This is a genomic window from Streptomyces pinistramenti (genome assembly GCF_020564935.1).
Lineage (GTDB): Bacteria > Actinomycetota > Actinomycetes > Streptomycetales > Streptomycetaceae > Streptomyces > Streptomyces pinistramenti.
The window spans coordinates 1-25139 of sequence record NZ_JAJCXB010000016.1 but is presented as its reverse complement, the minus strand read 5'-3'; the positions used below and the strand labels follow the sequence as shown (position 1 = coordinate 25139).

Here is a 25139-nt window from a genome sequence, read left to right as displayed (position 1 = left end):
GCCCTTCAGCGGTGGCGCTGCGCGCCCGCCCGTCGCCCGCCACCGCCCTTCAGCGGTGGCGCTGCGCGCCGCTCCGACATTGCCCGCTAGGGTAGGGATCACCATGTCCAAGAAGACTTTCGAGGAGCTTTTCTCCGAGCTCCAGCAGAAGGCCGCCACCGGCGACCCCGCGACCTCCCGTACCGCCGAGCTGGTCCAGGCCGGCGTCCATACGATCGGCAAGAAGGTCGTCGAAGAGGCCGCCGAGGTCTGGATGGCCGCGGAACACGAATCGGACGAGGCGGCCGCGGAGGAGATCTCCCAGCTCCTCTACCACCTCCAGGTCATGATGATCGCCAAGGGCCTCACCCTCGACGACGTCTACAGCCACCTCTGAGCTTCCCCGCTCACCCCTCAACACCCCACCCACCGAAGGAAGTCCACCTCATGCTGCGCATCGCTGTCCCCAACAAGGGTTCACTGTCCGAGCCTGCGTCGGCGATGCTCCATGAGGCCGGCTACCGCCAGCGCAAGGACCGCAGGGAACTGGTCCTGGTCGACGCCGAGAACGAGGTCGAGTTCTTCTTCCTCCGCCCGCGCGACATCGCGGTCTACGTCGGCTCCGGCAAGCTCGACATCGGCATCACCGGCCGCGACCTGCTGCTGGACTCCGGCTCGCAGGCCGAGGAGATCCTCCAGCTCGGCTTCGCCGGATCCACGTTCCGTTACGCCACCCGTCCGGGCACCGCGAAGGACGTCACCGAGTTCGGCGGCATGACGGTCGCCACCTCGTTCTCCGGCCTGGTCACCCAGCACCTCGCCGACAACGGCGTGGACGCCTCGGTCGTCCACCTCGACGGCGCGGTGGAGACCGCCATCCAGCTCGGCGTCGCCGAGATCATCGCCGATGTCGTGGAGACCGGCACCACCCTGCGCAACGCGGGCTTGGAGATCATCGGCGAGCCGATCCTCAAGTCCGAGGCCGTCGTCATCCGCCGCACCGGTGCCCCGGCCGACGACCCGAAGGTGCGCCAGTTCCTGCGCCGTATGCAGGGCGTCCTGGTGGCCCGCCGGTACGTGATGATGGACTACGACATCCGCGTCGAGCACGTCGAGAAGGCCGTGGCGCTCACCCCCGGCCTGGAGTCGCCGACCGTCTCCCCGCTGCACCACGAAGGCTGGGTCGCGGTCCGCTCGATGGTCCCGTCCAAGGACGCCCAGCGCATCATGGACGAGCTGTACGACCTCGGCGCCCGCGCGATCCTGACCACCGGCATCCACGCCTGCCGGCTCTGACCCGCGGCCGTCGAACGGCCCGCACCACCGCCTGCCCACGAGACGGAAGACCGACGACGTGTCCGCGCCCGCATCCCTGCCCAGCCTCCCGGTGACCTTCCGGCCGACCCGTACCCGGGCCGTCCTGTACGCCGTCGGCATCGCCCAGTTCGCCGCGCTGACGGCCATCGCGCTGGCGCTGCCCGAGCTGACCGGGGGCGAGCGGGTCAGCTTCGTCCTCACCGGTCTCGTGGTGCTCGCCGTCCTCCTGCTGCTCGCCCGCCCCAAGGTGGTCGCACGGCAGGAGGGCCTCACGGTCGTCAACCTCACCACCCGGCGCGAGCTGGCCTGGGCCCAGGTGCTGCGCGTCAACCTCCGGAACGGCGACGCCTGGGTCCACCTGGACCTCGCCGACGGCACCAGCCTCCCCGCGATGGGCATCCAGCCCGGCATCGGCCGGGAGCACGCCGTCCGCGACGCCCGCGCGCTGCGCGCGCTCGCCGAGAGCCACGGCGCCGGCGGTTCCGCCGCCGGGTGACGCCGCCGCCGGTCGGCCCGGCCGGTGACTTCGCTCTCAGAGGTGTTCACCTCGAATCCGCGCCCCGCTGATTACTCTGTTCTGCGGGGCGCTGTTCACGCCCTGCCCCGCCCCGGGGCCACTGCGACCTGAGGAGTGACTCCCTCCAGCAATGGACGGATCGTCCTGTAGTACCTGCGCCACCCCTCCCCAACACCCGCGGACGACGGAGGCGGCGGCATGACCGGCCCGCTGCTGCTGCTCGCCGCCGCGCTCGTGCTGATCCTGGCCAACGGCTTCTTCGTGGCCGCCGAGTTCGGTCTCGTCACCGTCGAGAAGGCCGAGGCCGAGCGGGCCGCCGCCGACGGTGACCGCCGCGCCGCCACCGTCGTGTCCGCGCTCCGCGAGCTGTCCTTCCAACTGTCCGGCACCCAACTGGGCATCACCATCACTTCCTTGGTCGTCGGCATGCTCGCCGAGCCCGCGCTGGCCGAGCTGCTGAACGGGCCGCTGACCGCGACCGGGCTGCCCCAGGGCGCGGTGCCCGGCATCGCCGTGGTGATCGGCATGCTGCTGGCCTCCGCCGTCCAGATGGTGATCGGCGAGCTGGTGCCCAAGAACTGGGCGGTCTCCAAGCCGCTCCAGGTGGCCCGCTTCGTCGCCGCCCCGCAAGGCGCCTTCTCCCGCTTCTTCCGTCCGGTGATCACGTTGCTGAACACCGTCGCGAACCGTCTCGTCCGGGCGCTCGGCGTGGAGCCCACCGACGAACTGGCCTCCGCCCGCACCCCCGGCGAACTGGTCTCCCTCGCCCGCCACTCCGCCCAGGCGGGCGCCATCGAGCAGGACACCGCCGACCTGTTCGTGCGCAGCCTGTCCCTCGGCGACCTGACCGCGGAGAACGTCATGACCCCGCGGGTGCGGGTCAGCGCGCTCCAGGCTTCGGCGACCGCGGAGGATGTCGTCAACCTCACCCGCGCCACGGGCCTTTCCCGCTTCCCCGTCTACCGCACCCGCCTCGACGAGGTCGTCGGCATGGTGCACCTCAAGGACGCGCTGGCGATCCCGGCGCACGACCGGCTGCGCACCCCGGCGGTCCGGATCGCGGTACCGCCCCTCCAGGTCCCGGCGACGCTGCCGGTGGCGCCGCTGCTGGAGCGGCTGCGCAGCGAACAGCCCATCGCGGTGGTCGTCGACGAGTACGGCGGCACCGCCGGTGTGGTCACGCTGGAGGACATCATCGAGGAACTCGTCGGCGAGGTGCGGGACGAGCACGACCGGGTGGACCTGCCCGAGCTGGGCCAGGCCCCGGCCGAGGACGGCAGGCCCGCCTGGGACGCCGACGGCGGCTGCCGGGTCGACACGCTGCGGCGGATCGGCCTGGAGGCGCCCGACGGCCCGTACGAGACGGTGGCGGGAATGGTGGCCCACATACTCGGCCGGATCCCGGCCCCCGGCGACACCGCCGAACTCGACGGCTGGCGGCTGCGGGTGCGGCTGGTCTCGCACCACCGAGCCGAGCGGATAAGGATCGTGCGCACGGCTGCGGTCGGCGCGGCCCCGGCCAGGGAGCCTGTCGGCGCCGGCGCGGAGGTGGCCCGATGAGCGCCGCCCAGCTTCTGCTCGCCGTCCTCCTCGTGCTCGCCAACGGCTTCTTCGTCGGCGCCGAGTTCGCCCTGGTCTCCGTACGCCGCAGCCAGATCGAGCCGCTGGCCACCGAGGGCTCCAAGCGGGCCCGCCAGGTGCTGCACGGTCTGGAGAATCTGCCGCAGATGATGGCGGCGGCCCAGTTCGGCATCACCGTCTGTTCCCTGACGCTCGGTGCGGTCGCCGAGCCGACCGTCGCCCACCTGCTGGAGCCGGTCTTCCAGGCGGTGCACCTTCCCGAACCGCTGATCCACCCGCTCGGCTATGCCATCGCCCTCGCCCTGGTGGTCTTTCTGCACCTGGTCATCGGCGAGATGGTCCCCAAGAACCTCGCGATGGCGGCGCCCGAGAAGACCGCCCTGTGGTTCAGCCCGGGACTCGTCGCCTTCGCCCGCCTCTGCCGTCCGGTCACCGCGCTGCTCGGCGCCTGCGCCCGGGGCGTGCTGCGGATCTTCGGCGTCGAGCCCAAGGACGAGGTCGAGGCGGTCTTCACCAGCGAGCAGCTGACCCACCTCGTCGAGGACGCGGGACAGGCGGGCCTGCTCGCCCCGGCCGAACAGGAGCGGCTCGCGGACGCGCTGGAGCTGGGCAGCCGTCCGGTCACCGATGTCCTCCTCGACCCGGCGGGCCTGGTCACCGTCGACCCGACGGTCACCCCGCGCCAGGTCGAGGAGCTGACCGTCAAGACCGGCTACTCCCGTTTCCCGGTCTGCGCGCCCGGCGGAGCGTACATGGGATATCTGCACGTCAAGGACGTGCTGGACCTGGAGGAGCGGGACCGTGCGGTGCCGCAACGGATCTGGCACCCGATGGCGACACTGCGCGCCGCACTGCCCCTGGACGACGCCCTGACGGCGATGCGCAGGGCCGCCTCCCACCTCGCCGCCGTCGCCGGGCCCACCGGCCGGGTCGTCGGCCTGGTCGCGCTGGAGGACGTCCTGGAGATGCTGGTGGGCGAGATGCGGGATCCCGCCCACCGCACGGCGACCGGCAGCCACGGCGCCCGCGACGCACGCCCCGCGGCCGTCGCCGATGCGCGGCCGGCCGCCCCGCGCGACGGCTCGCAGCCGCCCGCGGCTGCCGTACCGCAGGACGATCCGGCGCGCCAGGACGAGGACCGGGCACTGGCGGGCTGACGCGGACGCAGGGGTATCGCCGCCGGTCAGGCCGGCGGCGGCCCCTGCGGGTTCGGGCCGCGGCCCGACAGCACCTCGCCGTACGCCTGCATCAGATCGGGCAGCCGGAGTGTGGCGAGGTCGTCGCGGCCCGGGGTACCGCGCCAGGTGGACAGCCGCAGGTCGCGGTAGGCGCAGCTCTTCTCGTACAGGGTGCGCAGGAAGCGGCCGTTGCCCAGCTCGTCGATCCAGCCCTGCTCGACGACATGGCCGCTGATGCTGCACAGCTCGTCGCGGGCCTCCTCGTCCCAGCGGTCGCCGTTCTCCGCCGCCAGCACCTCGCCGATCGCGGTCAGTTCCAGCGGCCGGTAACTGGGGAAGTCGACGCGGGAGGTGAAGCGGGAGGACAGGCCCGGGTTGGCGGCCAGCAGGCGGTCCATGCCCTCCGGGTAGCCGGCGAGGATGACGACGAGCCGGTCGCGGTTGTCCTCTGCGCGCTTGAGCAGTACCTGAAGGGCTTCGTCGCCGTACGCGTCGCCCTTGCTGTAGCCGGAGTTGGACAGGCTGTACGCCTCGTCGACGAAGAGCACGCCGCCCAGCGCCGAGTCGATCAGCTCGTTGGCCTTGACGGCGGTCTGGCCGAGGAACTCGCCGACGAGGTCCGCGCGTTGGGCCTCCACCAGATGGTCGCCGCCGAGCAGTCCGAGTGCGTAGAAGACCCGGCCGAGTATCCGGGCCACGGTCGTCTTGCCGGTGCCCGAGGGGCCGGAGAAGACGAAGTGCCGCTTGGGCGGCTGCACCGGCAGTCCCTGCCCGGCCCGCAGCCTGGCCATCCGCAGCTGCGCGGAGAGCGCCCGTACCTGGCGCTTGACCGGCTCCATGCCGACCATCCGCTCCAGCTCGGCCAGCGCCTTCTCCAGGAGTACCGGGTCGGCGGGCCCGGCGGGCAGCCGTTCGGTGCCGCGCGGTGCCGGTGCCGCCGCCTTGTTCCGCGTCCGGCCGGCCACGCCGGGTGCGCCGCCGGCCTCTTCGGGGGCGCCGGGATCGCCGCTGCCCGGCAGTTCGCGCCCATCGACGGGGTCGAGCGGGCCGAGCGGGTCGAGATCGCCGCCCGCTTCCTGGCCGAAGCCGGAGGCGGAGACCGCGGCGAGATCGCCGCCCTCCTCCAGGCCGTCCGCCTGGGCGATGGCGGCGAGCCGCGCCGTGGTGTCCATGAACGCCTGGTCGACGCGGTGCACGGCGCGGTAGAGGGGGAGCGCGGCGGCGGAGCGGCCGGTGCCTTCGTGCGCGCGGGCCAGCCAGTAGCGCAGCTCCTTGCGCTGCGGCTGCTCGCTGCGGCAGCGCATCAGGGCGGTGGACAGCAGCGGCGCGGCCTGGCCGTACATCTCCAGACGCACCCGCGCCATGCCGCCGAACAGCCCGGCCTCGATGCCCAGCGCGGGATCGTCGAGCAGCGGCTCGGTGTGCCGTACCAACTGGTCCCAGTCCTTGACGAGATAGCCGCGGCAGGCGTGCAGGAAACGGACCTGGGGGTCGGTGTCGACCGGCGGGCAGCCGGCCAGCGCCTGGTCGAGCTCGGCGATGTGGCGGCCGTCGAGCCAGTGGGAGGCGTGCGCGAGCAGCAGGTCACGGCCGGTCTCCAGCACCGGCTGGACCCACCAGCCCAGCCAGTACCAGGAGTTGAGGGACCGTCGGTGCCGGGCCCGCTGCTCGCCGAAGCGGTCGCGGTGGCGGTGCATGCGCAGCAGTGCGGTGGAGGTGTCGGCGCGCAGTGCGTGCAGCCCGAGCCAGGCGTCCGCCATCGTCGGATCCATCCGCACCGCGGCCCGGAACTCCTCCTCGGCCTGCGGATACGCGCCGACGGTGTAGGCGTCGACCGCGCGCAGCCAGGCGAGTTCGGCCGGGGCGGGCGGCGTGCCCTGTGTGCCGGAATCCATCGCGTCCCCCCACAAAAAACGTACCCCGTGGTGTGCCGCCGGACGAGTGCCGGACCGCAGTCCGTCCCGAACCGGCGGTCGGCGGGCGGGAGTTGTCGTCGCCACGAACGCCGTCGGCCCTCGCCCGTCCTTCGGTGGCACCGACTCGCATGGTACCTGCGGTATCGGTGCAGGCCGTAGGGGGCGGTACGGGGAAGGCGGGCCGGAGCGGCGCGAAGGGTGTGGTGACCCTGGGTGAGGGGGAGGCGGCGCCGAGGGCGGCAAAAGGGAAATCCGCGCAGAACGAAGCCCCCGATCACGGGGGAACAACCGGGGGCTTCGTGACTGCGGGCGGTCCGTCAGAACCGCACAATGAGAACGTAAGTCCTGTACGCCCCCCAGGTCAAGCCGAGTTGAGGCACTCGGCGGGAGCCGGTCAAGGGTCGTCCGTGTACGGTTCATGTCCGGTAACAGAGGGTGAAAACAGGGGGAGTTCAGGGGCCCGCCGCGGGCCCCATGTGCATCTCGTACCCCAACTTCCCCTGGAACACCAGGAGATCCGCGTACGGCCGCGACGGGTCCGCCGCGAAGTGCGCGCGCTCCGCCGGGATCCAGCCATCCCAGAAACCGGAGAGATCCGGTCCGTCCCGCAGCCGCCCCCGCTCCCAGGAGTGCGCGTCCGCCAGTTCCATCCACAGCAGGCACGCCAGGTACGGCCGCAGCGCCCGGCGTCCGCTGCCGACACCCTCGACCAGCACCACCGGCGCCGGCTCCAGCTCGCGCACCCCGCCGAACGCACCGCGCACCCAGTCGTAGACCTCGTAGCGAGCCCGGCGCCCCCGGGTCAGCGGCTCCAGCAGCTGCGTGCGGAACCGCTCGGCCCAGTCGAAAAGCTGCTCGTGGGTGGCGAGATCGTCGGTCTGTACCACGGGCGCGCCACCGAGCGCTTCGGCCAGCCGCCGGGCGAAGGTGCTCTTGCCGGAGCCCGCGTGCCCGTCCACGGCGATCAGCCGGACCGGCCCGCAGGACGGCGGCAGGGCGCCGAGCCGGGCCGCGAGCGGCGCCAGATCCTGGTTCATCGCGCCAGCGTACGTCAGTGGTCTGCACCAATATTGCCGCCGCGACGCGCGTCCAACCGCTGGCCGAAGCCCGGCCGGAACGCGATAGTTGATTGCCTGCCTACGGGCGGTGCCGGGTGCGTCACCCGGCTGCCGCGCCCGCCGTCGCACCGATCCGGCCCGTGTCCCGTCCGCCGAACCGACTGGGGGATCCCCGATGACCAGCTCCGCGCCCCGCCGCACCGTTCTGGCCGCCGCCCTCGCGGCGGCGGCCGGTGCAGCGGTCCCCTCGGCGTCCGCCGAGCCGCACACCGCCGCACCCGCCACCGCGGACCCCGCCGCCTCCGGGCCGCAGAGGAGCCTCGTGGACTATCACGCCTGGACCACCGCGGCCGACTGGAACCGGGGCCGCGCCGACGGCACCCGCGTCGTGTCCGGCCGCCGCCCCGGCCTCACCCTCGCCACCCCCGCGGGCACCGCCGACTACCACGACCCGCACACCGGCAGGACCGCCGCCTGGGAGTACGCCACCTGGACCGGCCCCCGGCACACCCTCGCCGTCCCGGCCACCGAGATCATCGCCTCCTGGAACGCACACACCCCGCCCGGCACCTGGCTCACCGTCGAACTGCGGGCCACCTACGGCGACGGTGGCCGCACCCCCTGGTACGTCATGGGCCGCTGGACCTCGGGCGACGGCGACGCCGACATCCGCCGCACCTCCGTCGACGGCCAGAAGGACGGCCGGAGCAGCGTCTCCACCGACACCCTCGCCGTCGACGACCCGGCGAGCGGCCTCCGCCTGACGGCCTGCGAACTCCGCCTCACCCTCCACCGCACCCCCGGCAGCGACCGCACCCCGACCGTCCGGTGGCTCGGCGCCATGGGCTCGGACATCCCCGACCGCTTCGAGGTCCCCGCCTCCCGGCCCGGGGTCGCGACCGGCAGGGAACTCGACGTGCCGCGCTACTCCCAGGAGATCCACAAGGGCCAGTACCCCGAGTACGACAACGGCGGCGAGGCGTGGTGCAGCCCCACCTCGTCCCAGATGGTCATCGAGTTCTGGGGCCGCAGGCCCACCCCCGAAGACCTGGCCTGGGTCGATCCCGCCTACGCCGACCCCCAGGTCTGCCACGCCGCCCGCCACACCTTCGACGGCCAGTACGCCGGCTGCGGCAACTGGCCCTTCAACGCCGCCTACGCCGCGACCTACCGCGACCTCCAGGCCGTCATCACCCGCCTCGCCTCCCTCACCGACGTCGAACACCTGGTCAGGGCGGGCATCCCCGTCATCACCTCCCTGTCCTTCCTGGCAACCGAACTCGACGGCGCGGGCTACGGCACCGCGGGCCACCTGATGACCGTCATCGGCTTCACCGAATCCGGCGACGTCATCGCCAACGACCCGGCCTCCAAGGACGACCCCGCCGTCCGCCACGTCTACTCGCGCCGCCAGTTCGAGAACATCTGGCTGCGGACGAAGCGGTATGACGCGAAAGGGCAGGTCAAGAGCGGTAGTGGGGGAGTGTGTTACCTCTACTTCCCCGTGAACCCAGCACCAACTCAGCACCGCGTCCTGCAGGAACTCGGGATCGTGTAGCGGTCACGCCGCCAGGTGGACCGACAGCTCCTGCGGAAGGTGGCCCTGGAAGGCCGTCGTCACCACCTGGCGGCAGCGCTCCCGCCCGTCCTGGGTGAGGTGTCCGTACTGGTCGACCGTGACCTTGATGGAGCGGTGTCCGAGCCAACGGGACACCTCGTGAATGGCGACTCCATTCGTCAAGGTCAGGGTTGCCCATTTACGGCGGAGGTCGTGCGGCGTGTACGCGCGGAGCCCCAGGCGCTTGATGGCTCGATCCCAGGAGCTTCGGACAAGTCCGGGGTAGGTCATGCCGCCTTGCTGATTGACGATGGAGAATCGATCGGATTGGGCGGAGAGGAAGCCAGGGATGGGAGCATCGCGCCACTCTCCTTCCTTTCGGTGCTTCAGGGATGCGTAGCGTGGTGTGTAGATTCCGTTCTTATCTCGGTTTCGAACTATTTGACGCCGCAGGCGCAAAGTGCCTTCTTGGAAATCCTCCGGGAAGACGCCAAGCGATTCGCCAATGCGGAGTCCGCCGCATGCCATCAGCGGCACCGGCCCTGCGCGACGCGCTGCACCGCGCGGTGGCCGTGCGCACCCGCGGCGAACCGTCGGTGGGCTGCGAGTTGTCCGGAGGCGCCGACAGCGCCGCGCTGTCCGCCCTTGCCTACGAAGAGGTCGGCGGCGCGCGGCTGGCCAACTTCACGCGCGCACCGGCGGATCCGGGGAACGACGACACCGACTGGGCCCGCCTGGTGGCCACATCCCAGCCCGGCGCCTCACACGACGTCTTCGAAGTCGGCTCCATACCAGGCCAGTTCGCCGGGATGGACGCGCCGTTCGCGCTGGACGCGCCGTCGCCCTCCGCCGCCAGCCCTTTGCGTTCGGCCTTCTGGTGGCGTCACGCCGCCGGAGCCGGAGCCAGGACGCTGCTGTCGGGCAAGGGCGGAGACGAACTGACGCTGACCGCCCTGCCCTACCTTTGGTACACCCGCCGCCGCGATCGGCGCACCGCCCGTCAGCATGTGAAGGGGTGGGCTGCTCTGTGGGGCGTGCCCGTCCAGCAGATCCGGTCCCGGGCCGTGGCGCCGGAGCCGTACGCGGCGTGGCTCGCCGGGTGTCTCACTCGCGGGGACGGCGAGCCCTTCGGGTGGGAAGCCGGGCCGCATGTCCCGCCGTGGCTCACCCCGTCGGCCCGCACGGTACTGGCCGAGACCGTGGGTGCGGCAGCAGACGTCGCGGAACCGTTGCATGATCGTCCTCACCAGCACACGGCGATGGCCGCGATCCGGGCGCTGGCTCGCTGGAACCGGCTCCAGGCCGATGTCGCCGGCCCGTTCGGTATCCGGCTCGGCTACCCGTACGCCGATCAACAGGTCATCGAAGCCGCGTTGGCCACCCGTGCCGAGGCTCGCACCAGCCCGTACCAGAACAAGCCGCTCCTCACCGCGGCGATGCGCGGCATCGTGCCCGCCGCCCATCTCACCCGGCGCACCAAGGGCGGATACAGCGCCGACACCACGAGCGCAGCCGCCGCCATGCAGGGGGCGTTCGCGCGACTGCTGGATGCGGACTGCCTGCTCGCCTCGTACGGGCTCATCGACGCCGAACGCCTGCGGGCGGCGCTCACCGGCTGGGACCGTCTGAACGAGCGCACCGACCTCCTGCTGCACCTGACCGTCATGTGCGAGATCTGGGCCCGCACCGCCGACAACCGCCCCCTGCCGACCCTCGTTCCCCCCGCGGAGACACGATGCTGACCCTGACGACCGGAGTACGCGTGGTGACCGACCCGGCGACCGGCCGCGCCAACCTGATCAGCCCCGCGGGCGAGGTGTGGACGCTCAACCCCACCGCGGCGGTGGCCGTCACCGAACTCGCGGGCGGCGGCACGGTCGGCAGTGCCGAGGAGGCACTGGCCCGCCGTTGGCCCGCCGTCCCCCGCACCCGGCTACGCGCCGACCTCGACGCCCTCCTCGGCAAGCTCCAGGAGGCCGGAGTGGTGCGGCAGCGCGGGGAATCCGGTGTCCGGGGGAGCACGCGATGAGTTTCCCCGTCGCGCTGCCGCCCCACATCCGACTCGGCCCGTGGCAGTACGTCCTCGCCCGCACGACAGGGGCCCTCGCACCCCCGATCAGCGCGAGCACGTCCCGGCTGAAACGCACCTTGGCCCGAGCCCAGCGCCGGGCCCGCCCCTCCAGTACGGCGGAGACCGAGCACGCCGTACTGGCGGTCTGCACCGCGAACCTCCGCCTTGGTGGCCGTCGCGCCTGTCTGTCCCGTTCGGTGGCGGCACTGCTGTACTGCCGCGCCCACGGCCACACCCCCGCCCTGGTCGTCGGCATCAAACCCGGCACCGCCGAGGTCCACGCCTGGCTGGAGGCCGAAGGCCGACCCGCCGGTGAGCCCAGCGACCCGACCCGCATCTACACACCCGTCACCCGATACGGCCCCCAGGAGCACACGCGCCGATGACCACAACCCTCGACTGGACCCCCAGGGCCCAAGCACTCACCGCCGACCTGCGGACGAAGAACGCCCTCCGCTCCGAGACCGTGGCCGCGGCCATCGAAGCGGTGCCCCGGCATCTGTTCATCGCAGGGCACTACGCCACCGGTCAGCACACAACGGTCGACCCCGAGCAGCCCACCGACGAACTTCTCCGCCTCGCCTACACCGACCGCGGCATCATGACCCACACCCCCGCTGACGACGCCGGCGGATTCTCCAGCGCCTCGCAGCCCTCCATCGTCGCCAAGACGCTGGAAGCCGCCCAACTACGGCCCGGCCTGAAGGTCCTGGAGATCGGCGCGGGCACCGGGTGGAACGCAGCCCTGATCGCCCACATCACCGGCGCGAACGTCCACACCGTCGAAGCTTCCCCCCTCGTCGCCGCCGAAGCCCGAGAAGCCCTCGCCCGCGCGGACAGCCGGCACGTCGCCGTTCACACCGGGGACGGATACCTCGGACACCCGGAAGGCGGCCCGTACGATCTGATCCTCGTCACCTGCGGCATCGCAGGCATCTCCCCGGCCTGGCTCGACCAGCTCGCCCCCGACGGTGCCATCCTCGCCCCCGTCGCGCACGGCGGCCTCCACCCTCTGCTCCGCGTCACCCGCACCGACGCCGACAGCCTCGTCGGGCAACTGGTGGCCAACGCCGACTTCATGAATGCCACCGGCCCCCTCTACGCCGGAGCCGCCACCTCACCGGCCACTCGCGGACAGCGCCTTCCCGCCCCAGCCGCCTCCTGCGCCCGTCTCCACCCCACCCCCGGTGACCTGGACGCCCGCGGGTCCTACGTCGACCTGTGGATGCACCTGGCGGCCCGCGACGCACGCACCACCTGCGCAGGCGCCGAAGGCACCACCGACTACACCGGGTGCGCGCTCGTCGACGACGACATCGCAGTGTTCGTCCAACCCGGCGGACTCCACCCCGCACCCGGCCCCAAGGCCCAAGACCTCGCCGACCAGGTAGCGCAGTACGTCACGGACTGGGACCACGAGGGCCGCCCCGCACTCACGGCCTGGTCATGCACTCTGGCCCCCGCAGGAACAACGGAACACCCCCTCCTCTCCCCGGCCAACTGGTCGTCCCGCGAACGCAACTAGTGCGCCAACCACCGCCCCTCCCACACCACCCTGGGTATGTGGGTAGTCGCTACGCTCGCGCATGACCGATGCCGAACGCACTGCACCGTCCCGGGACGCCTCCGTCGTAGTGGCCCGGGACGGCCAGGGCCTCGTCGCCCTCCTCACCGCTGACTTCCCCCGCCACGGCGGTGATCCTTCCTGGCGGCACCGCACAGCAGTGGCGCCCCCTCGGCTCCTACGCCATAACGCTGGCCTCCACCACCCGCGTTCACCTCTACGAAGCCCGCCACCTCATCCTCGGCCCCCAAGAACTCACCCCGACCGAAGCCGACTTCAAACTCATGTGGTGGCCCATGGGCGACGCCTTTGACGCCGCCCGCCACAGCCGCTTCCTCCTCCCTGCCGGCCCCTCGCCCTCTTCCTCTCCGAGGCCGACCACTGCCCCTGACATCACCGGCAGCGGGCGCGGAAGCCCGTCGCGCACCGTTCCCGTCATGGCCGGACCATCCGGCGACCCCGAAGAGGAGCCGGATGCGGCGCAGCCATCCGCCTGCTGTCGCACTCACGGGCGGATAGGGCGCCGGCCGATGTGCCGCCGCGCGGGCCCACCTCGCCCCTCGGGGCCGGAGTTTCGCGGTGTACGCACTTGTGCGTATTGACCTTTGTGAGGCTCTGGATGAGCATGTGAGCATCTGCTCAACTGGCCCACCGATCAAGGGCCGCAGAAGAATGAGGGAACGGGGATGTACAAGACTTTCCGGCGCACACTGTTCGGTGCGCTCGCGGCTGGCGGACTCCTGTTCGGCGCCACGGGCGTCAGCGCGGCCCAGCCGTCCGGGAACACGGCAGCACACGCACCCGGGGCGCCGCTTACCGCACAGGCCGCGGCGTCTTCGAAGGTGTATTTCAACACCGCCCGGACGCAGTGGACGCACTACACGCCGGACGCGCAGAGCAGCAGCCACGCCGGCACGCTCAACGGTGGCCGCAACTACTTCTACTGCTATGTCGAGGGCGGTTTCTACAAGAACGAAACCAACGGCCGGGGAAGTAATTATTGGCTGCGGACGGACGATGACACCGGGCACCGCAACGTCTACGTGAGCGATACCAACCTGGACCAGTACGGCTGGTCGCACATGGTGGACCTCCTGCCCTACTGCAAGTGACAGTCGGCGAACGCCAAGCGGGCCGAGGCTGCTGAAGGCGAAGGGCACTCCCACCTTCCGCTGCATGACGCAGCCCGCCCTCTGGAGTGCTTCACGCCATGCACGGTCTGAAGCACCCCCCTGCGGTCACCTACGCGAACCCCTCACGCACGCTGGTGGGGCTGAAGGCCCTACAGCCCCACCAGCCCTTAACACCTCAACATGCGCAAAATCACACACTCAGTCACGATATCCACATGGCTGGGCGAATACGCGGTCTAGAGGACTCGGTGGAGATCGCCTGCCGCCGTCTCGCCCAATCTGGTGCGGAGGCGCCTCCCGAGCCGATACCCGATGCCCCCGGCGCGATACGGGCCGCCATCGCGGCGGTATGCCGCCGCATCGGCGGCCCGGCGATCTACGGGGGCGCCGTGCGTGGCCCGTACGTCCGCTGGACCATGGAAGGCCGCGTCCTCCTGCTGTCGCGGAGCGCCGCGACCACCTTGCACCTGGCGGTGTGGCACCCGCACGATCTGGCAGAGGCCGAGCGGGGGCACTTCGACACTGACCCGCACAGCGTCGACTTCGCCCGTCTGCCGTACATGTGGCAGCTACAGGTGAACCCGCCGTGGCCGCCGCCCTCCCGCCCCGCGGGCACCTCGGCTTCAACCCACCGCTGACAACGGCCGCACGGTCGGGGGCGTCGCCCAGGGCAGCGAGGACCTCACCGTGCTGGTGGACGACCGGGCCCGGCCCGATCCGACGCCTCACGCCGAGATGCGGCGGCGCGGGTGGGACCGGCCGCTTGCCGGGTGGTGGGAGCACGCCGTCCTCGACCCCGACGAGACGGCACACGCGGCCGAACTGCTCACCAACGAGCTGCGCCTCGACGCGCAGACCCCCGCCGGCCTGCGCCTCACCGGCATGGAAAGCGACCCCGGCCGCCTCGTCATGCCCGGCCTGACAGTCGACCCCACCTGACCCGGGCCTACTTCCGCCCCGTCGGCCTCCGGACGCCGCACGCGCCGCTTCAATGCGGCCTCGACATCAATACGCTGCTGCCCCGCGGCATCCGCATGGGCGACAACAAGCTCGTGGACCTCCTGGGCCGTGTCCACCGAAAGGCGCCGGTCTGGATTTCCGCCCATGCCTGCGTTTCCCACTTGATCAATTCGTCGGCCAGGTCGATTTCCGCGAGGGTGAGTGTAGAAAGCACCCAGCAGCTGCCGCCGTGCGGCACGCCGGATCGCCGACGAGCCCTGAAGAGCACCCGCCCCGCACCCCGTAGACAGCCGGGCGGGGCGGTCGGACGTGAAGCGGGCGGTACACGATCCGGGCAAGATCTTGCTGGACGCGGTCCTCGCGGTCGCGCTGGGCGGGGGCTGCCTCGCGGATGTCGGGATGCTGCGGGCCGAGCCGGCCGTGTTCGGACCGGTGGCCTCCGACCCAACGGCCTCCCGCCTCATCGAGTGCCTTGCCGCGGTCGGCCCGAGTGCCCTTTCAGCGATCCGGGCCGCGCGTGCCGAAGCGCGCGAGCGGGTCTGGAGGCTGGCCCAGGATGCGGCCCCCAGCACCGCAGGTCAGGTGGTTGTGGACCTGGACGGCGTACTCGTCCTGGCCCACTCCGAGAAGCAGGACGTCACCGCGACCTGGAAGAACACCTTCGGACGTCATCCGCTGATGGGCAGCGCCGACCATGGAAGCGGTGGCAGCGGGGTGCCCGGTCGCGGGTCTGCTGCGGCCGGGCAACGCGGGCAGCAACACCGCCGCCGACCACATCATCACCGCTCAACTAGCCCTGGCCCAGTGGCCGAAGAGATACCGGCGCGGACGGCAGACGCTCATCCGCACCGATTCCGGTGGCGGCGCCCACGAGTTCGTCGCCTGGCTCGCGAAGTGGGGTGGGTGGCCGTCGTACTCGGTCGGCATGACCATCACCGAGCAGATTCCTCAGGCCGTCCGCACGGTCCCGCCCACCGTCTGGACGGCGGCCGTCGAACCGGAAGGCGAGATCCGCGACCGTGCCTGGATCGCCGCACTCGAACTGCGACACCGCCAACGCGTACGCGCCGAGGACCGCATCCGAAACGCCCGCGCTACCTGCCCCTCCACAAGACGGCGCAGAACCAGATCTGGCTGGAGCTCGTGCAACTGGCCCTGGACCGACGTCATCACAGGCACGACCGAGCGACTCAACGCTCTCCCAAAATCCGGCTGACCAGTAGGTTCACCCGCCCCTATGAGAGAAGGTTCCAACCCCGAGCAGCGGAACCCGGTGTTCACCCGACACGACGCTCGGGCCCACGACCTGCCCAATCACTGGCATCGACAGCGAGATGGGCCACCGACTCCGTCAGCGGCCCATCTCGAAAGATCGAGGTTAGCGGCGCGGTCCGGACGAAGATGTCATCTCATGGCCTCCGAGCTCACACTGGAGAGTGTGACTTTGATCGGTTGCACCCTGGCATTGATGCGGTGTCAGGTGAGGAGGAGCGCGGCGTCCCATGGGGTGGCAGGGGAGGTGTTGGTGGCGTACGCGTGCAGGGCCAGTGCGATACCAGCGGCGCCGTCAAGGAGGCCGGCCCGGTGGGGTGCCAGGTCGGTGTAGGGGCTGCTGTGGAGGAAGCCGAGAGGGTGGGCGTCGTCGTAGGCGGCGAGGATGGGGGATGCGAGCCGGGGAAGCCGGGCAGCGAGGTGGGGGTCGCCGCTGTCGCGGGCTGTTCGCCAGGCGATATGCAGAAGTCCGGCCCAGCCGTGGCAGATCGCCTGGTCGTGAACGTGCAGTGGGTTGTCGATGACGGCGATGAGTGAGTCGACTGCTGTCTGTCGCCAATCAGGCCGGTCAAGGGCGGTGCCGGCGAGGTACAGCGCTCGTGCTACTCCCGGGGTGCCGTAGCACCACGCGGTCCGGTCCGGGAGCGATGTTGTCGTGTCGGGTTCGATCTGCTGTTCGAAGCTGATTTCCGTTGGCCAGTGGTCGTCGTGGCGTCGCCAGGCGAGTGTCCACTCGACGATGTCGTTGATCGCCGTGTCGTGCCCTGGAACCTCGATTCCCCTCTGCTTCGCCAGCGCGAGCAGTGCCAGTGGACCGGGGATGCCGTGTGCGAGGCCGAGGTTGAAGTGACCGTGGGGGAAGGGGGTGTCAGGGGAATCCGGTGGCCGTGGCAGCCACCAGCCCGGCACGGTGTGTCCTTGCGCCGTGACAGGTTTGGTCAATCGGACCAGGTAGGTCAGGACGTCGGTGAGCAGTCGCCGGTGTTGTGGCGCCTGAAGAAGCAGGTAACGTCCGTATCCGGTGAGGCCGTTGATGACGTCGTACCTGCGGACGTCTGCTCCCGGGATCCCGGCGTCGAGTCGTCGGTTCTCCAGCGTGAGCCGGGTATTGAGCCGCGCTGTCACCTGCTGGTCGAGATCGTGGAGCAGTCGTGCGTAGTCGGTGCTGGTGTGTTGTGCCATGCGTGCGGCGAACGCGACGGCCGGCGCTCCGTAGAAGAGTCCTTCCTCTGCGAAGGAGCCGACTCCGGCGGCGGCTGCGGACAGGTGGGCGTGGGCGTGGGTTCGGTGGCGGGTGTCGATGTGGCCGAGTTCGGCGAACAGCATTGCGACCGCCGCGTTGCCTTCTCCGAGGCCGGCTCGTCCCCATGGGCTCCTGGGCGGCTCCCCGGGGACCTGTTCGAGGTTGTCCGGAGCGGTCGTGATCGCCAGCACGGCGGCGGGATCGGACAGCCGGGTGGCCAATTCGGTGACGATCCGCGCGGCGTCCTTCCGGCTGTCTTCGGTGCCGGGCGGGTAGACGACGTCGAGGGCACCCATTGCCGTGCTGCTCATCGCTGTTCCTTTCTCCAACGGTCAACGGCGCTCTGCACGACGCCTCGGACGATAGCGAGAACCTTCCGCTCCGACTCGGGATTGACGCCGACCAAGCGGTTGTGCTGCATGTGCAGCAGCGCGTCCAGCACTTCCGGTTGCGATGACCACGAGTGTGGGCCCAGTTGGTCGAGCTGCTTCCGGTATGCGCGTACCGCGCCGGCGCGGTCGGCCCAGCAGCGGAGCAGCGTCGCACCTCCTGGTTCCGCGCGCAGTCGGTTCCAGCCGCCCCAAGGGTCTACCAGTGCCAATGCCTCCCGGCGGCGTTGCTGGAAGGCACGATGTTCGGGAAGGCGGACCGTACGGTCCAGGAGTTGGTGCATCCAGGGTTCCGGTTGCCGGCCCGCAGCAGTGGCGTCAGCTTCTTCAGGGTCGTGTGAGAAAGCGCGGATCAGGTCGATGTGATTGGAGGCTTGCAGGAGCAGGGGGTCACTGCAGAGTTGCCCGGCGTTGCGCAAGCGGAGTTTCTCCAGGGCGGCGACGCTGTCGGCGTGGAAGACCCGCTCTGCTCCTGCCATCGTGTCGGGGCCGCCGTAGCGTTCCCATTCCGGGTCGTATGTGTCGAAGACGACTCGGTTGATCAGACCGAGACGGCGTAGCCGCGCAGCCCAGTCGCGTACCCGATCGGTCAACTCGGCACGGGCCGCATCCGTACCGTGGATCCGCAGGCGGAGGTGCGGGGCGGTGTCGTGGTACCGGATGAAGAACCAGCGATCGACCCCTTCGGGCAGGTGCTCGACCAGCGGTGCGACTTCGTCGACGAGCAGTTCGTCGTGCTGTTCGGTGGGGCAGTGCAGGAGGGCGTAGACCCACTGCCCGCCCGGTGGCTGTTCCCCCTCCGCAGCCTCCCTGACGGTCGACATCGCCCGGTCGTGCGCGCGTCGATGATGGTCGTCGCGGCGGGGTTCCTCGGGCGGAGTGCGACGGGTCAGCGCGAACACCACCTCGTTGTGGTGCGGCCCGCCGGGCCCGGCAAGCCAGCCGTGTCCTGGTGCGGCGCCCCGGTAGGACTCGCGCAACACCGTGGTCGGCCTGCGTTCCAGTTCGTGGCGGAGCAGGTGGAGGTGCGCCGTGCTGTCGAGGTCCAGCTCGATGCGTTGGTCGAGGTAGGACAGACAAACCTGGGAGGGCACGCGCCAGCGCTCCCTCCACCGGTCGAGGGCGGCGCTCCAGTCGTCGAACCGTGCCCGCTTGTCGCACAGGACCGGATCAGGTCGCCATCGAGCGGGTGAAAGCACGGTGCGGCCGTAGCGCACCCTGGGCAAATGAGTGAGGGCTTCGGCAGAGCCCCAGGACCACCCCTGCCAAGGTCTGACACCGCTGTGTTGGACCTCCCGCAGGAAGCGCGCCACGTTGGGGGCATTCGTGCGATCGTTGATCACGTCGAACGCCGTCGGGGCAATCCGCCGTCCGCTGTCGCGGTCCACGACAAACAGCCGGTCCGGTAGCGCTCCCACCGCCAGTCGGTCCAGGTCCAGGGTGGCGGGGTTGTCCCGATCGGCGAACACCGCCACCGGAATCGCGTGGGAGAGCAGACGCGGGACGCTCGCTACATTCGCCAACCGCGGGTAGAAGGGGTGGAAAGCGACCTGGGCGGACAGAACGTCGGGACGGGACGTTCCGACAGCGCCGGATGCGAGATCGGACAATGCCTGCTGCACTGACGACGACAGGTGGGCGAACCGTCCCATCATCGACCCAGCCCGTTCGGACCAGCCGGCGACCACTGCTGTGAATCGACCGGCAGCCAGCGCGTCGACCGAATCGGCGAACAACTGGGCACACAGGTCGATCGAGTCAGGCGGCTGACCGGTGTCGGTCGCGAGTTCGCGTACCACCGGGTGGTCGTCGGTCAGTTCCACCTCGCCTTGGCCGGCGGCGTTGGCGCTCTGGACGAGATCGCCGAGCATCCGGTCCCGCAGCGGCGCCTCGTGGCCGTCGACCTTCCCGTGCGGTGGACGTGTCTGTCGGGAACCCGGCGGTAGGTGATAGCCCGCAGGCGCGCCCAACCCGCGATTGGGGTCGAGCAGCTCCTTCAACGGCACGAGCCGATCCAACCCGTAGCGTTCCACGAAGTCGGCGTGATAATCGCGCAGATAGCCGGGCTCGTCCTCGGTGGGTGCCAGCTGCCAGAGCAGTCCGGCCGCCCGTGCGATTTCGGTACCCACCGACGTCGGCAGCCGCACGTCGGCATCTAGGGCCAGATCGACCTGCACCAAGGCGTCCCCCGGTCGCAGACCGCGCATCCGGGCGGTCACGGCCTCCCAAGCCGCAGTCCCTTCTCCCAGCGGTGTTTCGTCATAGTCGACGAGACCGGCCCGGATCGCTGCCAGGTCGCATTGCTCGGGCGACTGGCCGGCGTCGACTCCGGCGAGCACCTCCAGCATGTGGCCGACCGGGTCGATTGAGTCCGGCGGTGGCGGGAGCTCGGTGAGCAGGAACCCCTTGTCCACGAGGCGGAGCAACACGGTGTCGATGGCCGTGCTCGGCGCCTGGGGGAAGCTCGTCACCAAGCGGTCCCGCAGGTGGGGGTACGCCACCGGCACGGCGGTGGCCTCCAAAATGGCGCGAACAGCTTCGGTGTACCGGACGCTGATCTCGTGAAGCCGTTCCGGGTCGCCCGCCGTGTCGGTCTCAGGCTGGTACGGGAGGACGAGCCGGGTACCGCGCACGAAGCAGAGGTTGTTGCGCACCAGTCGGAGTCGCGTCAGCACTTCCGGGCTGCGTTCCCAGTCCGCCGCCAGGTGACCCAGCCACTCCCGGTCGGGACGGCTGACCCGTCGGTGCCGGTCGCCGAGGCGGACCTTCACCTCGTCGGCGTTGGCGGTGAACTGGACCTGTGCCACCCCTGCCATCAGACCGAACGGCGTGGGCCTGGTGGCCATCCGCAGGCGGTACCTCAGGAGCGCCCGCATCATCCGGTGCAGATCCGCCGGACGCGGGGTCTTGCTGGCGCCACCCCGGTCACCGCCGAGGAGCACACGCCTCAGTCCGTGGGCCAAGGAACCGCTGGACACCAGGACCGCCTCACCCACCAAAGGGTCTGCCGCCAATGTCCGCAAACTCTCGATCGCAGCTCCGATTTCGTCACCGAAACCGTCGTCTAGGCCGCCGCCTGTGGTCTCATGAAGCCGAGCAATCGGCTGCACCGGCGCGCGAAGCAGTGCGAAGTCCGCACATGAGAACATGTCCTGCTTGTTCATAAGCCACATCCGCGGTGTTGAGTGCGCTGTCACGCTCGGGTACCTCTGCCCGTGCGGGCAGAGGTACCCACGGCTGCTAACAAGTGGCGCGGGTGCACCAACAGCAGGTGCACTTGCAGGACGATGTGATCACGATGGACCCCTCCGTCACCATTCCCGTCGGGGCGGGATCGGCTTCCGTTGTCACTTCTCGAACGTCAAGGTCGAAGATGTCCTGGACCATTTCTGCCATGGCAAACCTCTTTCGCTAACACCACGGAGCCGTGGAAGCCGGACCGGTCTTCCACTTGCATCCCGAATCGATTTCTTCGGCTCGGGAAGTCACTGCGGACTCCGTTTCCCCGTGACTCGATTTTCGGGACAACGGTGGTCCGTCAGAATTCCAGGGACTGCATGGCAGTGATGGCCAACGAAATCCTTCGAGAAGCTCGTACCTCGGCCTGGCCAGGTTGAGTTGCTTGGATTTCCCGGACTGCACTCCGCCGCTTCCGGTGAAAATTAAAAGATATATGTCGTGCGCCACGGTACGTTCAAGAGTGGGAACTTTCAGTGTGGTCCAGGCGAATGTAGCAGGTCGGCTCGGTCGAACTCCATCCCTGAATCGGGGGTCGATCACATCACCACCTTGACGAGTGAAATGCGTAACCGTATGAGTGAGTTTCATGACCCGGCATAAGCTTGTTCCGCTTCGCTGCGTAGTCTGACGCCGAGTGATTCCACTCTGAATTACCGAGCGCGAGCAACCGCCGCGTCGGGCCGCACGGCTCCCCTGCCACGAGCGACGGCGGTCTCCCTGGCCCGGAAAGCCTGGTGGTGCAGCATGAGGACCGTGAACCCCGTCGACCCGGCGGACGCAGGCGTGTCGGCGAGGCTGCGAACCGTGCTGCCGTTCGCGATCCGGTTGGCGTGGCACGCCGACCGAACGCGACTTCTTCTTGTGGTGGGCCTGCAGTTGGCCTCCGCGATAGGGCTCGGTGCCGCAGTTCTCGCCCTGCGCGGCACCCTGACCCGCACGGTGTCCCTCGATAACGCGGGCGATGACGCTTCGCTCACCGCACTGATCGCCCATGCCGCGGTCCTGGTCGTGCTCGCCACGCTCGGCGGCGTGGTCACGGACGTGGTTGACTCCCAAGAGTTGGTGCTGTCCGCCAAACTCGAACGAGAAGCCGTCGGTCGGGTACTCGACGTCTCCGCTCACGCCGAGCCTTACCAGTTCGAGGACCCCGAATTCCACAACCGCGTCGAACGGGCGATCACGGCGTCCCAGCACCAGCCGACGATCTTGCTGTTCACCGCACTGAGCATGATCCAATCCGCGCTGAGCGTCGTCATCGTCGCCGTAACCTTCGCCACGATGGTGTGGTGGTTGGTGCCGCTGCTCGTCATTGCCGCCATCCCCACCCTGCGCACGCTCCACCGAATGCGGTTGGCCTACTACGGCGTCCACCGCGACCTGGCCGAGAACCGACGGCGTCGTGAGTACCTTCAGCAGACGCTCACCGGCCGGCGCGAAGCCGCCGAGGTGCACGCACTGCGCCTGGGCCCCCTGCTGCTGAACCGCTGGCAGGCGGACTTCGCGGACGAGGTAGATCGCCGGTCCGTACTCGCGCAGAGCTTCCTCTGGCGGCAATTGGGCGCACGTGCCCTTGGCGACTTCGTCCTGCTCGCCACGCTGACGACCCTGGCATTGGCCACCTACGCGCACTGGATCGAGCTGTCCACAACGCTGACTGCCGTCGGCGGCCTCTGGCTGCTGTCCACCCAGATGCGCAATACCAGCAGCGTCCTCGCCAGCACCGGTGAAACGACTCTCTACATCAACGATCTCCGGCTGCTCACGACCAACACCAGGCCACCGGCACTCCCCGAGCGACAACTGCCGCACCACTGCGAAATCACCGCGACCGGCATCGGGTTCACCTACCCGGGTTCACTCGCACCGGTCCTGCACGACGTCTCGCTGTCCCTGCCCGCAGGGCAGGTCGTCGCACTGGTCGGCACGAACGGCTCAGGCAAGACCACACTCGCCAAGATCCTCGCGGGCATCTACCCGCCTGACCACGGTGAAATACTGCTCAACGGACAGCACCTCACCGACACCCGAACACTGCGGAGCCTGTCGACAGTGGTGTTCCAGGACTTTCTGCGCTACCGGATGTCGGTGACCGACAACATCGCCTTCGGCCGGCCCGGAGTTCCGATCGATGCCGCAGCAGTGACCAGGGCCGCGCGCCTAGCGGGCATCCACACCGCCATCGACGCACTCGCCGCCGGCTACGACACCATCCTGGGTAAAGAGTTCAACGAGGGCGCCGACCTGTCCCTCGGACAGTGGCAACGACTCGCAATCGCCCGCGCCTTCTACCGCAGCACCCCACTGGTCATCCTCGACGAACCCAGCGCCTCCCTCGACCCCCAGGCAGAAGCCGAACTCTTCGCTCACATCCGACGGCTGTTCGCAGGCCGCACAGTACTGCTCATCTCCCACCGCCTCTACGGCGTCTGCGACGCCGACCGGATCTATGTCCTCGACAAAGGTGCCCTCGTGGAGCAAGGCACCCATGACCAACTGCTGGCCGACGACGGTCATTACGCCGGCCTGTTTCAAGCTCAAGCCTCCGCCTACGTCAGTCAAACTCCAACAATGAACTGAGAATCGGATCGCGTCCCGGCATGCCTCGGCGAACTCCTCGACACCCGGCACGCGTCCAGCGGCGCGGTCGACGGCCATGGTGGCGCGGCGCACGGAACTCGGCCGCCTTCTCTCCCCTGCTCGGGCGCACCTGAGATCCCGCGTCAGGCCGCCCGCAGCCCCGGTCCCAAGCGAAGCTGGGGATGGCTCGTTTCTCGTGATTGTCATAAACCCATGACGTGGGCTTTCCGAGGGAGCTGGCCAGGGAAGTTACGGTCCACATGGTTTGGTCCATGGCTGTTCACATCCATAGTTTGGGAGTGCGGCACAATAAGGACGAATCCCGGCCGCGCCGAATGCTCCCGCGCAAGGCCGTCTGGGGTTGCTGGTGCCCATCGCAAGGGGCGTCTGCGGGTGGTGGATTTGAGCCTGAGAGGTCCCCAGGCGGAACGCGGGGGCGCTGTGGGTTGAGTCTGCCATCGCTCGGAGGTGCGGCGGTTGCCAGCACCGATCCAGCGCAACGCTCCCGAACGGACCGGAAGGGGCGGGGCGGGAACTCAGCACCACGTCAGCACGGCCCGGCTTGGGCTCGTTCGGCGCGGACGAGCCCAAGCCTTTGACCTGCATGTTTGTCAGGGGCGGCTGTGTCTGATAAAGCGCTGCGCCCCAGTTCGAGAACATCTGGCTGCGGACGAAGCGGTATGACGACAAGGGCCAGGTCAAGGGCGGTTCCGGTGGGGTGTGTTACCTGTACTTCCCGGTGCGGTTGACGTCGGAACAGGGGCGGGTTCTGGGGGAGTTGGGGGTCCGCTGATGCTCTGGCCGCCGGTGGTCGGGTCCGGCGGGATCAGGACCTGACGGCTCCGGTTGTCCGGTTCGCGGCGGGCTCCTGGGGGTGTGCCGTGGTGACCCGGCCCTCGTGCAGGAGGTGGAGGGTGTCGGTGTAGGCGGTGACCAGGGTGAGTTCGTGGCTGACCAGGACGAGGGTGAGCCGGCGGTCGGCGCGCAGGCGGGTGAGGAGTTGCAGGACCGCGGTGGCCGTTGCCGGGTCGAGTGCCGAGGTGACCTCGTCGCAGAGCAGGAGGTCGGGTTCGGTGGCCAGGGCGCGGGCGATGGAGGCGCGTTGGCGCTGGCCGCCGGAGAGTTCGTGGGGGTAGCGGTCGGCGAAGTCGGCGGGGAGGCCGACATCGTGGAGGAGTTCGCGGACCCGGGCGGGCCGCCGGGGCTTGGCGACGGTCCGGTGGAGCTGGAGCGGGCGGGTGAGGGAGGCGCCGATGGTGCGGGTGGGGTTGAGGGCGCCGAGTGGGTTCTGCGGGACGAGCTGGATGCTCCGTTGCTGTGCGCGGCTGCGCCTGCGGACGTCTGCGGGCAGCGGCCGGCCGTTCCAGGTGAGGGAGCCCGCGTCGGGTTTCTGGAGTCCTGCCAGGGTCCGCAGGAGGGTGGTCTTGCCGGATCCGGACGGGCCGGTGATGCCGGTGGCGGTGCCGGCCGGTGCGTGGAACTCCGCGCCGTTCAGGGCCTGGTGGGTGTGGCGGCGGTGGGTGAAGGCGACCTGGAGCCCGGTGGCGCGCAGGCCGTCGGAGGGGGCGGCCGGGTGGTCGGGGGTG

At 69.9% G+C, this 25139-nt stretch carries 20 protein-coding genes and 2 pseudogenes; 16 read left to right on the top strand and 6 right to left on the bottom strand.

Translation table 11 applies throughout. The features are described from left to right. Positions 1-103: 103 nt before the first annotated feature. From LIU39_RS13795 to LIU39_RS13775, 5 genes are all read left to right on the top strand, one after another. On the top strand, positions 104-376 hold the full coding sequence (locus LIU39_RS13795; RefSeq protein WP_227046990.1) for a phosphoribosyl-ATP diphosphatase: 273 nt from the start codon (positions 104-106) through the stop codon (positions 374-376). Positions 377-426: 50 nt separating this feature from the next. Next, on the top strand, positions 427-1275 hold the full coding sequence (gene hisG, locus LIU39_RS13790; RefSeq protein WP_227046989.1) for an ATP phosphoribosyltransferase: 849 nt from the start codon (positions 427-429) through the stop codon (positions 1273-1275). A gap of 58 nt (positions 1276-1333) precedes the next feature. Next, the gene (locus LIU39_RS13785) at positions 1334-1792 is read left to right on the top strand and encodes a PH domain-containing protein (protein ID WP_227046988.1); all 459 of its coding nucleotides are present in this window, start codon (positions 1334-1336) and stop codon (positions 1790-1792) included. Between the two features lie 219 nt (positions 1793-2011). After that, entirely contained in the window at positions 2012-3373 is a 1362-nt protein-coding gene (locus tag LIU39_RS13780; protein ID WP_227046987.1) for a hemolysin family protein, read from the top strand. After that, the gene (locus LIU39_RS13775; protein WP_227046986.1) at positions 3370-4551 is read left to right on the top strand and encodes a hemolysin family protein; all 1182 of its coding nucleotides are present in this window, start codon (positions 3370-3372) and stop codon (positions 4549-4551) included. The genes LIU39_RS13780 and LIU39_RS13775 overlap by 4 nt, the downstream gene beginning before the upstream one ends. Before the next feature lie 26 nt (positions 4552-4577). Here LIU39_RS13775 and LIU39_RS13770 read toward each other — a convergent pair whose 3' ends face one another. Together LIU39_RS13770 and LIU39_RS13765 are read right to left on the bottom strand one after the other, a co-directional pair. Then, positions 4578-6467, bottom strand: a complete 1890-nt coding sequence (locus tag LIU39_RS13770; protein ID WP_227046985.1) for an AAA family ATPase — start codon at positions 6465-6467, stop codon at positions 4578-4580. A gap of 473 nt (positions 6468-6940) precedes the next feature. Continuing rightward, a complete protein-coding gene (locus LIU39_RS13765) occupies positions 6941-7525 on the bottom strand; it encodes a uridine kinase family protein (protein ID WP_227046984.1) in 585 nt (194 codons plus the stop codon). A gap of 196 nt (positions 7526-7721) precedes the next feature. Here LIU39_RS13765 and LIU39_RS13760 point away from each other — a divergent pair, with 196 nt between their 5' ends. Next, positions 7722-9104, top strand: a complete 1383-nt coding sequence (locus tag LIU39_RS13760; protein ID WP_227046983.1) for a C39 family peptidase — start codon at positions 7722-7724, stop codon at positions 9102-9104. Between the two features lie 3 nt (positions 9105-9107). On the opposite strand, the gene LIU39_RS13755 is transcribed toward LIU39_RS13760, so the two are convergent. Beyond that, a complete protein-coding gene (locus LIU39_RS13755) occupies positions 9108-9632 on the bottom strand; it encodes a tyrosine-type recombinase/integrase (protein ID WP_227047079.1) in 525 nt (174 codons plus the stop codon). Here LIU39_RS13755 and LIU39_RS13750 point away from each other — a divergent pair. The 8 genes and pseudogenes from LIU39_RS13750 to LIU39_RS13710 all read left to right on the top strand — a co-directional run. Further along, positions 9626-10846 (top strand): asparagine synthase-related protein, encoded by a 1221-nt coding sequence (locus LIU39_RS13750; RefSeq protein ID WP_227046982.1) that lies wholly within the window; start codon positions 9626-9628, stop codon positions 10844-10846. The genes LIU39_RS13755 and LIU39_RS13750 overlap by 7 nt on opposite strands. Further along, complete coding sequence (locus LIU39_RS13745) at positions 10840-11133, top strand: PqqD family peptide modification chaperone (protein WP_227046981.1); 294 nt, start codon at positions 10840-10842, stop codon at positions 11131-11133. Before LIU39_RS13750 ends, LIU39_RS13745 begins: the two co-directional genes overlap by 7 nt. Beyond that, entirely contained in the window at positions 11130-11561 is a 432-nt protein-coding gene (locus LIU39_RS13740; RefSeq protein ID WP_227046980.1) for a lasso peptide biosynthesis B2 protein, read from the top strand. The genes LIU39_RS13745 and LIU39_RS13740 overlap by 4 nt, the downstream gene beginning before the upstream one ends. Beyond that, a complete protein-coding gene (locus LIU39_RS13735) occupies positions 11558-12700 on the top strand; it encodes a protein-L-isoaspartate O-methyltransferase family protein (RefSeq protein WP_227046979.1) in 1143 nt (380 codons plus the stop codon). The genes LIU39_RS13740 and LIU39_RS13735 overlap by 4 nt, the downstream gene beginning before the upstream one ends. 725 nt (positions 12701-13425) lie before the next feature. Next, positions 13426-13851, top strand: coding sequence for a hypothetical protein (locus LIU39_RS13725; protein ID WP_227046978.1), 426 nt, complete (start codon positions 13426-13428; stop codon positions 13849-13851). 236 nt (positions 13852-14087) lie between these two features. After that, positions 14088-14510: a hypothetical protein gene (locus LIU39_RS13720; protein WP_227046977.1), complete on the top strand. Its 423-nt coding sequence runs from the start codon at positions 14088-14090 to the stop codon at positions 14508-14510. 49 nt (positions 14511-14559) lie between these two features. Further along, positions 14560-14811: a hypothetical protein gene (locus LIU39_RS13715; protein WP_227046976.1), complete on the top strand. Its 252-nt coding sequence runs from the start codon at positions 14560-14562 to the stop codon at positions 14809-14811. A gap of 336 nt (positions 14812-15147) precedes the next feature. Next, a pseudogene (locus LIU39_RS13710) lies at positions 15148-15993 on the top strand (transposase); the annotation flags it as partial. Positions 15994-16308: 315 nt separating this feature from the next. On the opposite strand, the gene LIU39_RS13705 reads toward LIU39_RS13710, so the two are convergent. After that, complete coding sequence (locus LIU39_RS13705; protein WP_227046975.1) at positions 16309-17658, bottom strand: lanthionine synthetase C family protein; 1350 nt, start codon at positions 17656-17658, stop codon at positions 16309-16311. Then, a complete protein-coding gene (locus LIU39_RS13700; protein WP_227046973.1) occupies positions 17655-20900 on the bottom strand; it encodes a lantibiotic dehydratase in 3246 nt (1081 codons plus the stop codon). Before LIU39_RS13700 ends, LIU39_RS13705 begins: the two co-directional genes overlap by 4 nt. Positions 20901-21729: 829 nt before the next feature. On the opposite strand from LIU39_RS13700, the gene LIU39_RS35275 reads away from it, so the two are divergent. Continuing rightward, positions 21730-23553: an ABC transporter ATP-binding protein gene (locus LIU39_RS35275; protein WP_227046971.1), complete on the top strand. Its 1824-nt coding sequence runs from the start codon at positions 21730-21732 to the stop codon at positions 23551-23553. A gap of 646 nt (positions 23554-24199) precedes the next feature. Then, positions 24200-24346: pseudogene (locus LIU39_RS13690) on the top strand (peptidase C39 family protein); the annotation flags it as partial. 33 nt (positions 24347-24379) lie between these two features. Here LIU39_RS13690 and LIU39_RS13685 read toward each other — a convergent pair. Further along, a partial coding sequence (locus tag LIU39_RS13685; RefSeq protein WP_227046970.1) for an ABC transporter ATP-binding protein occupies positions 24380-25139 on the bottom strand: 760 nt, incomplete at its 5' end.

Bases quoted from the DNA above. Each gene is read 5' to 3' on its own strand.
- hisG (WP_227046989.1), top strand. From the start codon at position 427: ATGCTGCGCATCGCTGTCCCCAACAAGGGTTCACTGTCCGAGCCTGCG.
- LIU39_RS13760 (WP_227046983.1), top strand. From the start codon at position 7,722: ATGACCAGCTCCGCGCCCCGCCGCACCGTTCTGGCCGCCGCCCTCGCG.
- LIU39_RS13705 (WP_227046975.1), bottom strand. From the start codon at position 17,658: ATGAGCAGCACGGCAATGGGTGCCCTCGACGTCGTCTACCCGCCCGGC.
- LIU39_RS13725 (WP_227046978.1), top strand. From the start codon at position 13,426: ATGTACAAGACTTTCCGGCGCACACTGTTCGGTGCGCTCGCGGCTGGC.
- LIU39_RS13780 (WP_227046987.1), top strand. From the start codon at position 2,012: ATGACCGGCCCGCTGCTGCTGCTCGCCGCCGCGCTCGTGCTGATCCTG.
- LIU39_RS13775 (WP_227046986.1), top strand. From the start codon at position 3,370: ATGAGCGCCGCCCAGCTTCTGCTCGCCGTCCTCCTCGTGCTCGCCAAC.
- LIU39_RS13735 (WP_227046979.1), top strand. From the start codon at position 11,558: ATGACCACAACCCTCGACTGGACCCCCAGGGCCCAAGCACTCACCGCC.
- LIU39_RS13765 (WP_227046984.1), bottom strand. From the start codon at position 7,525: ATGAACCAGGATCTGGCGCCGCTCGCGGCCCGGCTCGGCGCCCTGCCG.
- LIU39_RS13745 (WP_227046981.1), top strand. From the start codon at position 10,840: ATGCTGACCCTGACGACCGGAGTACGCGTGGTGACCGACCCGGCGACC.
- LIU39_RS13720 (WP_227046977.1), top strand. From the start codon at position 14,088: ATGGCTGGGCGAATACGCGGTCTAGAGGACTCGGTGGAGATCGCCTGC.
- LIU39_RS13755 (WP_227047079.1), bottom strand. From the start codon at position 9,632: ATGGCATGCGGCGGACTCCGCATTGGCGAATCGCTTGGCGTCTTCCCG.
- LIU39_RS13795 (WP_227046990.1), top strand. From the start codon at position 104: ATGTCCAAGAAGACTTTCGAGGAGCTTTTCTCCGAGCTCCAGCAGAAG.
- LIU39_RS13770 (WP_227046985.1), bottom strand. From the start codon at position 6,467: ATGGATTCCGGCACACAGGGCACGCCGCCCGCCCCGGCCGAACTCGCC.
- LIU39_RS13750 (WP_227046982.1), top strand. From the start codon at position 9,626: ATGCCATCAGCGGCACCGGCCCTGCGCGACGCGCTGCACCGCGCGGTG.
- LIU39_RS13700 (WP_227046973.1), bottom strand. From the start codon at position 20,900: ATGAACAAGCAGGACATGTTCTCATGTGCGGACTTCGCACTGCTTCGC.
- LIU39_RS13740 (WP_227046980.1), top strand. From the start codon at position 11,130: ATGAGTTTCCCCGTCGCGCTGCCGCCCCACATCCGACTCGGCCCGTGG.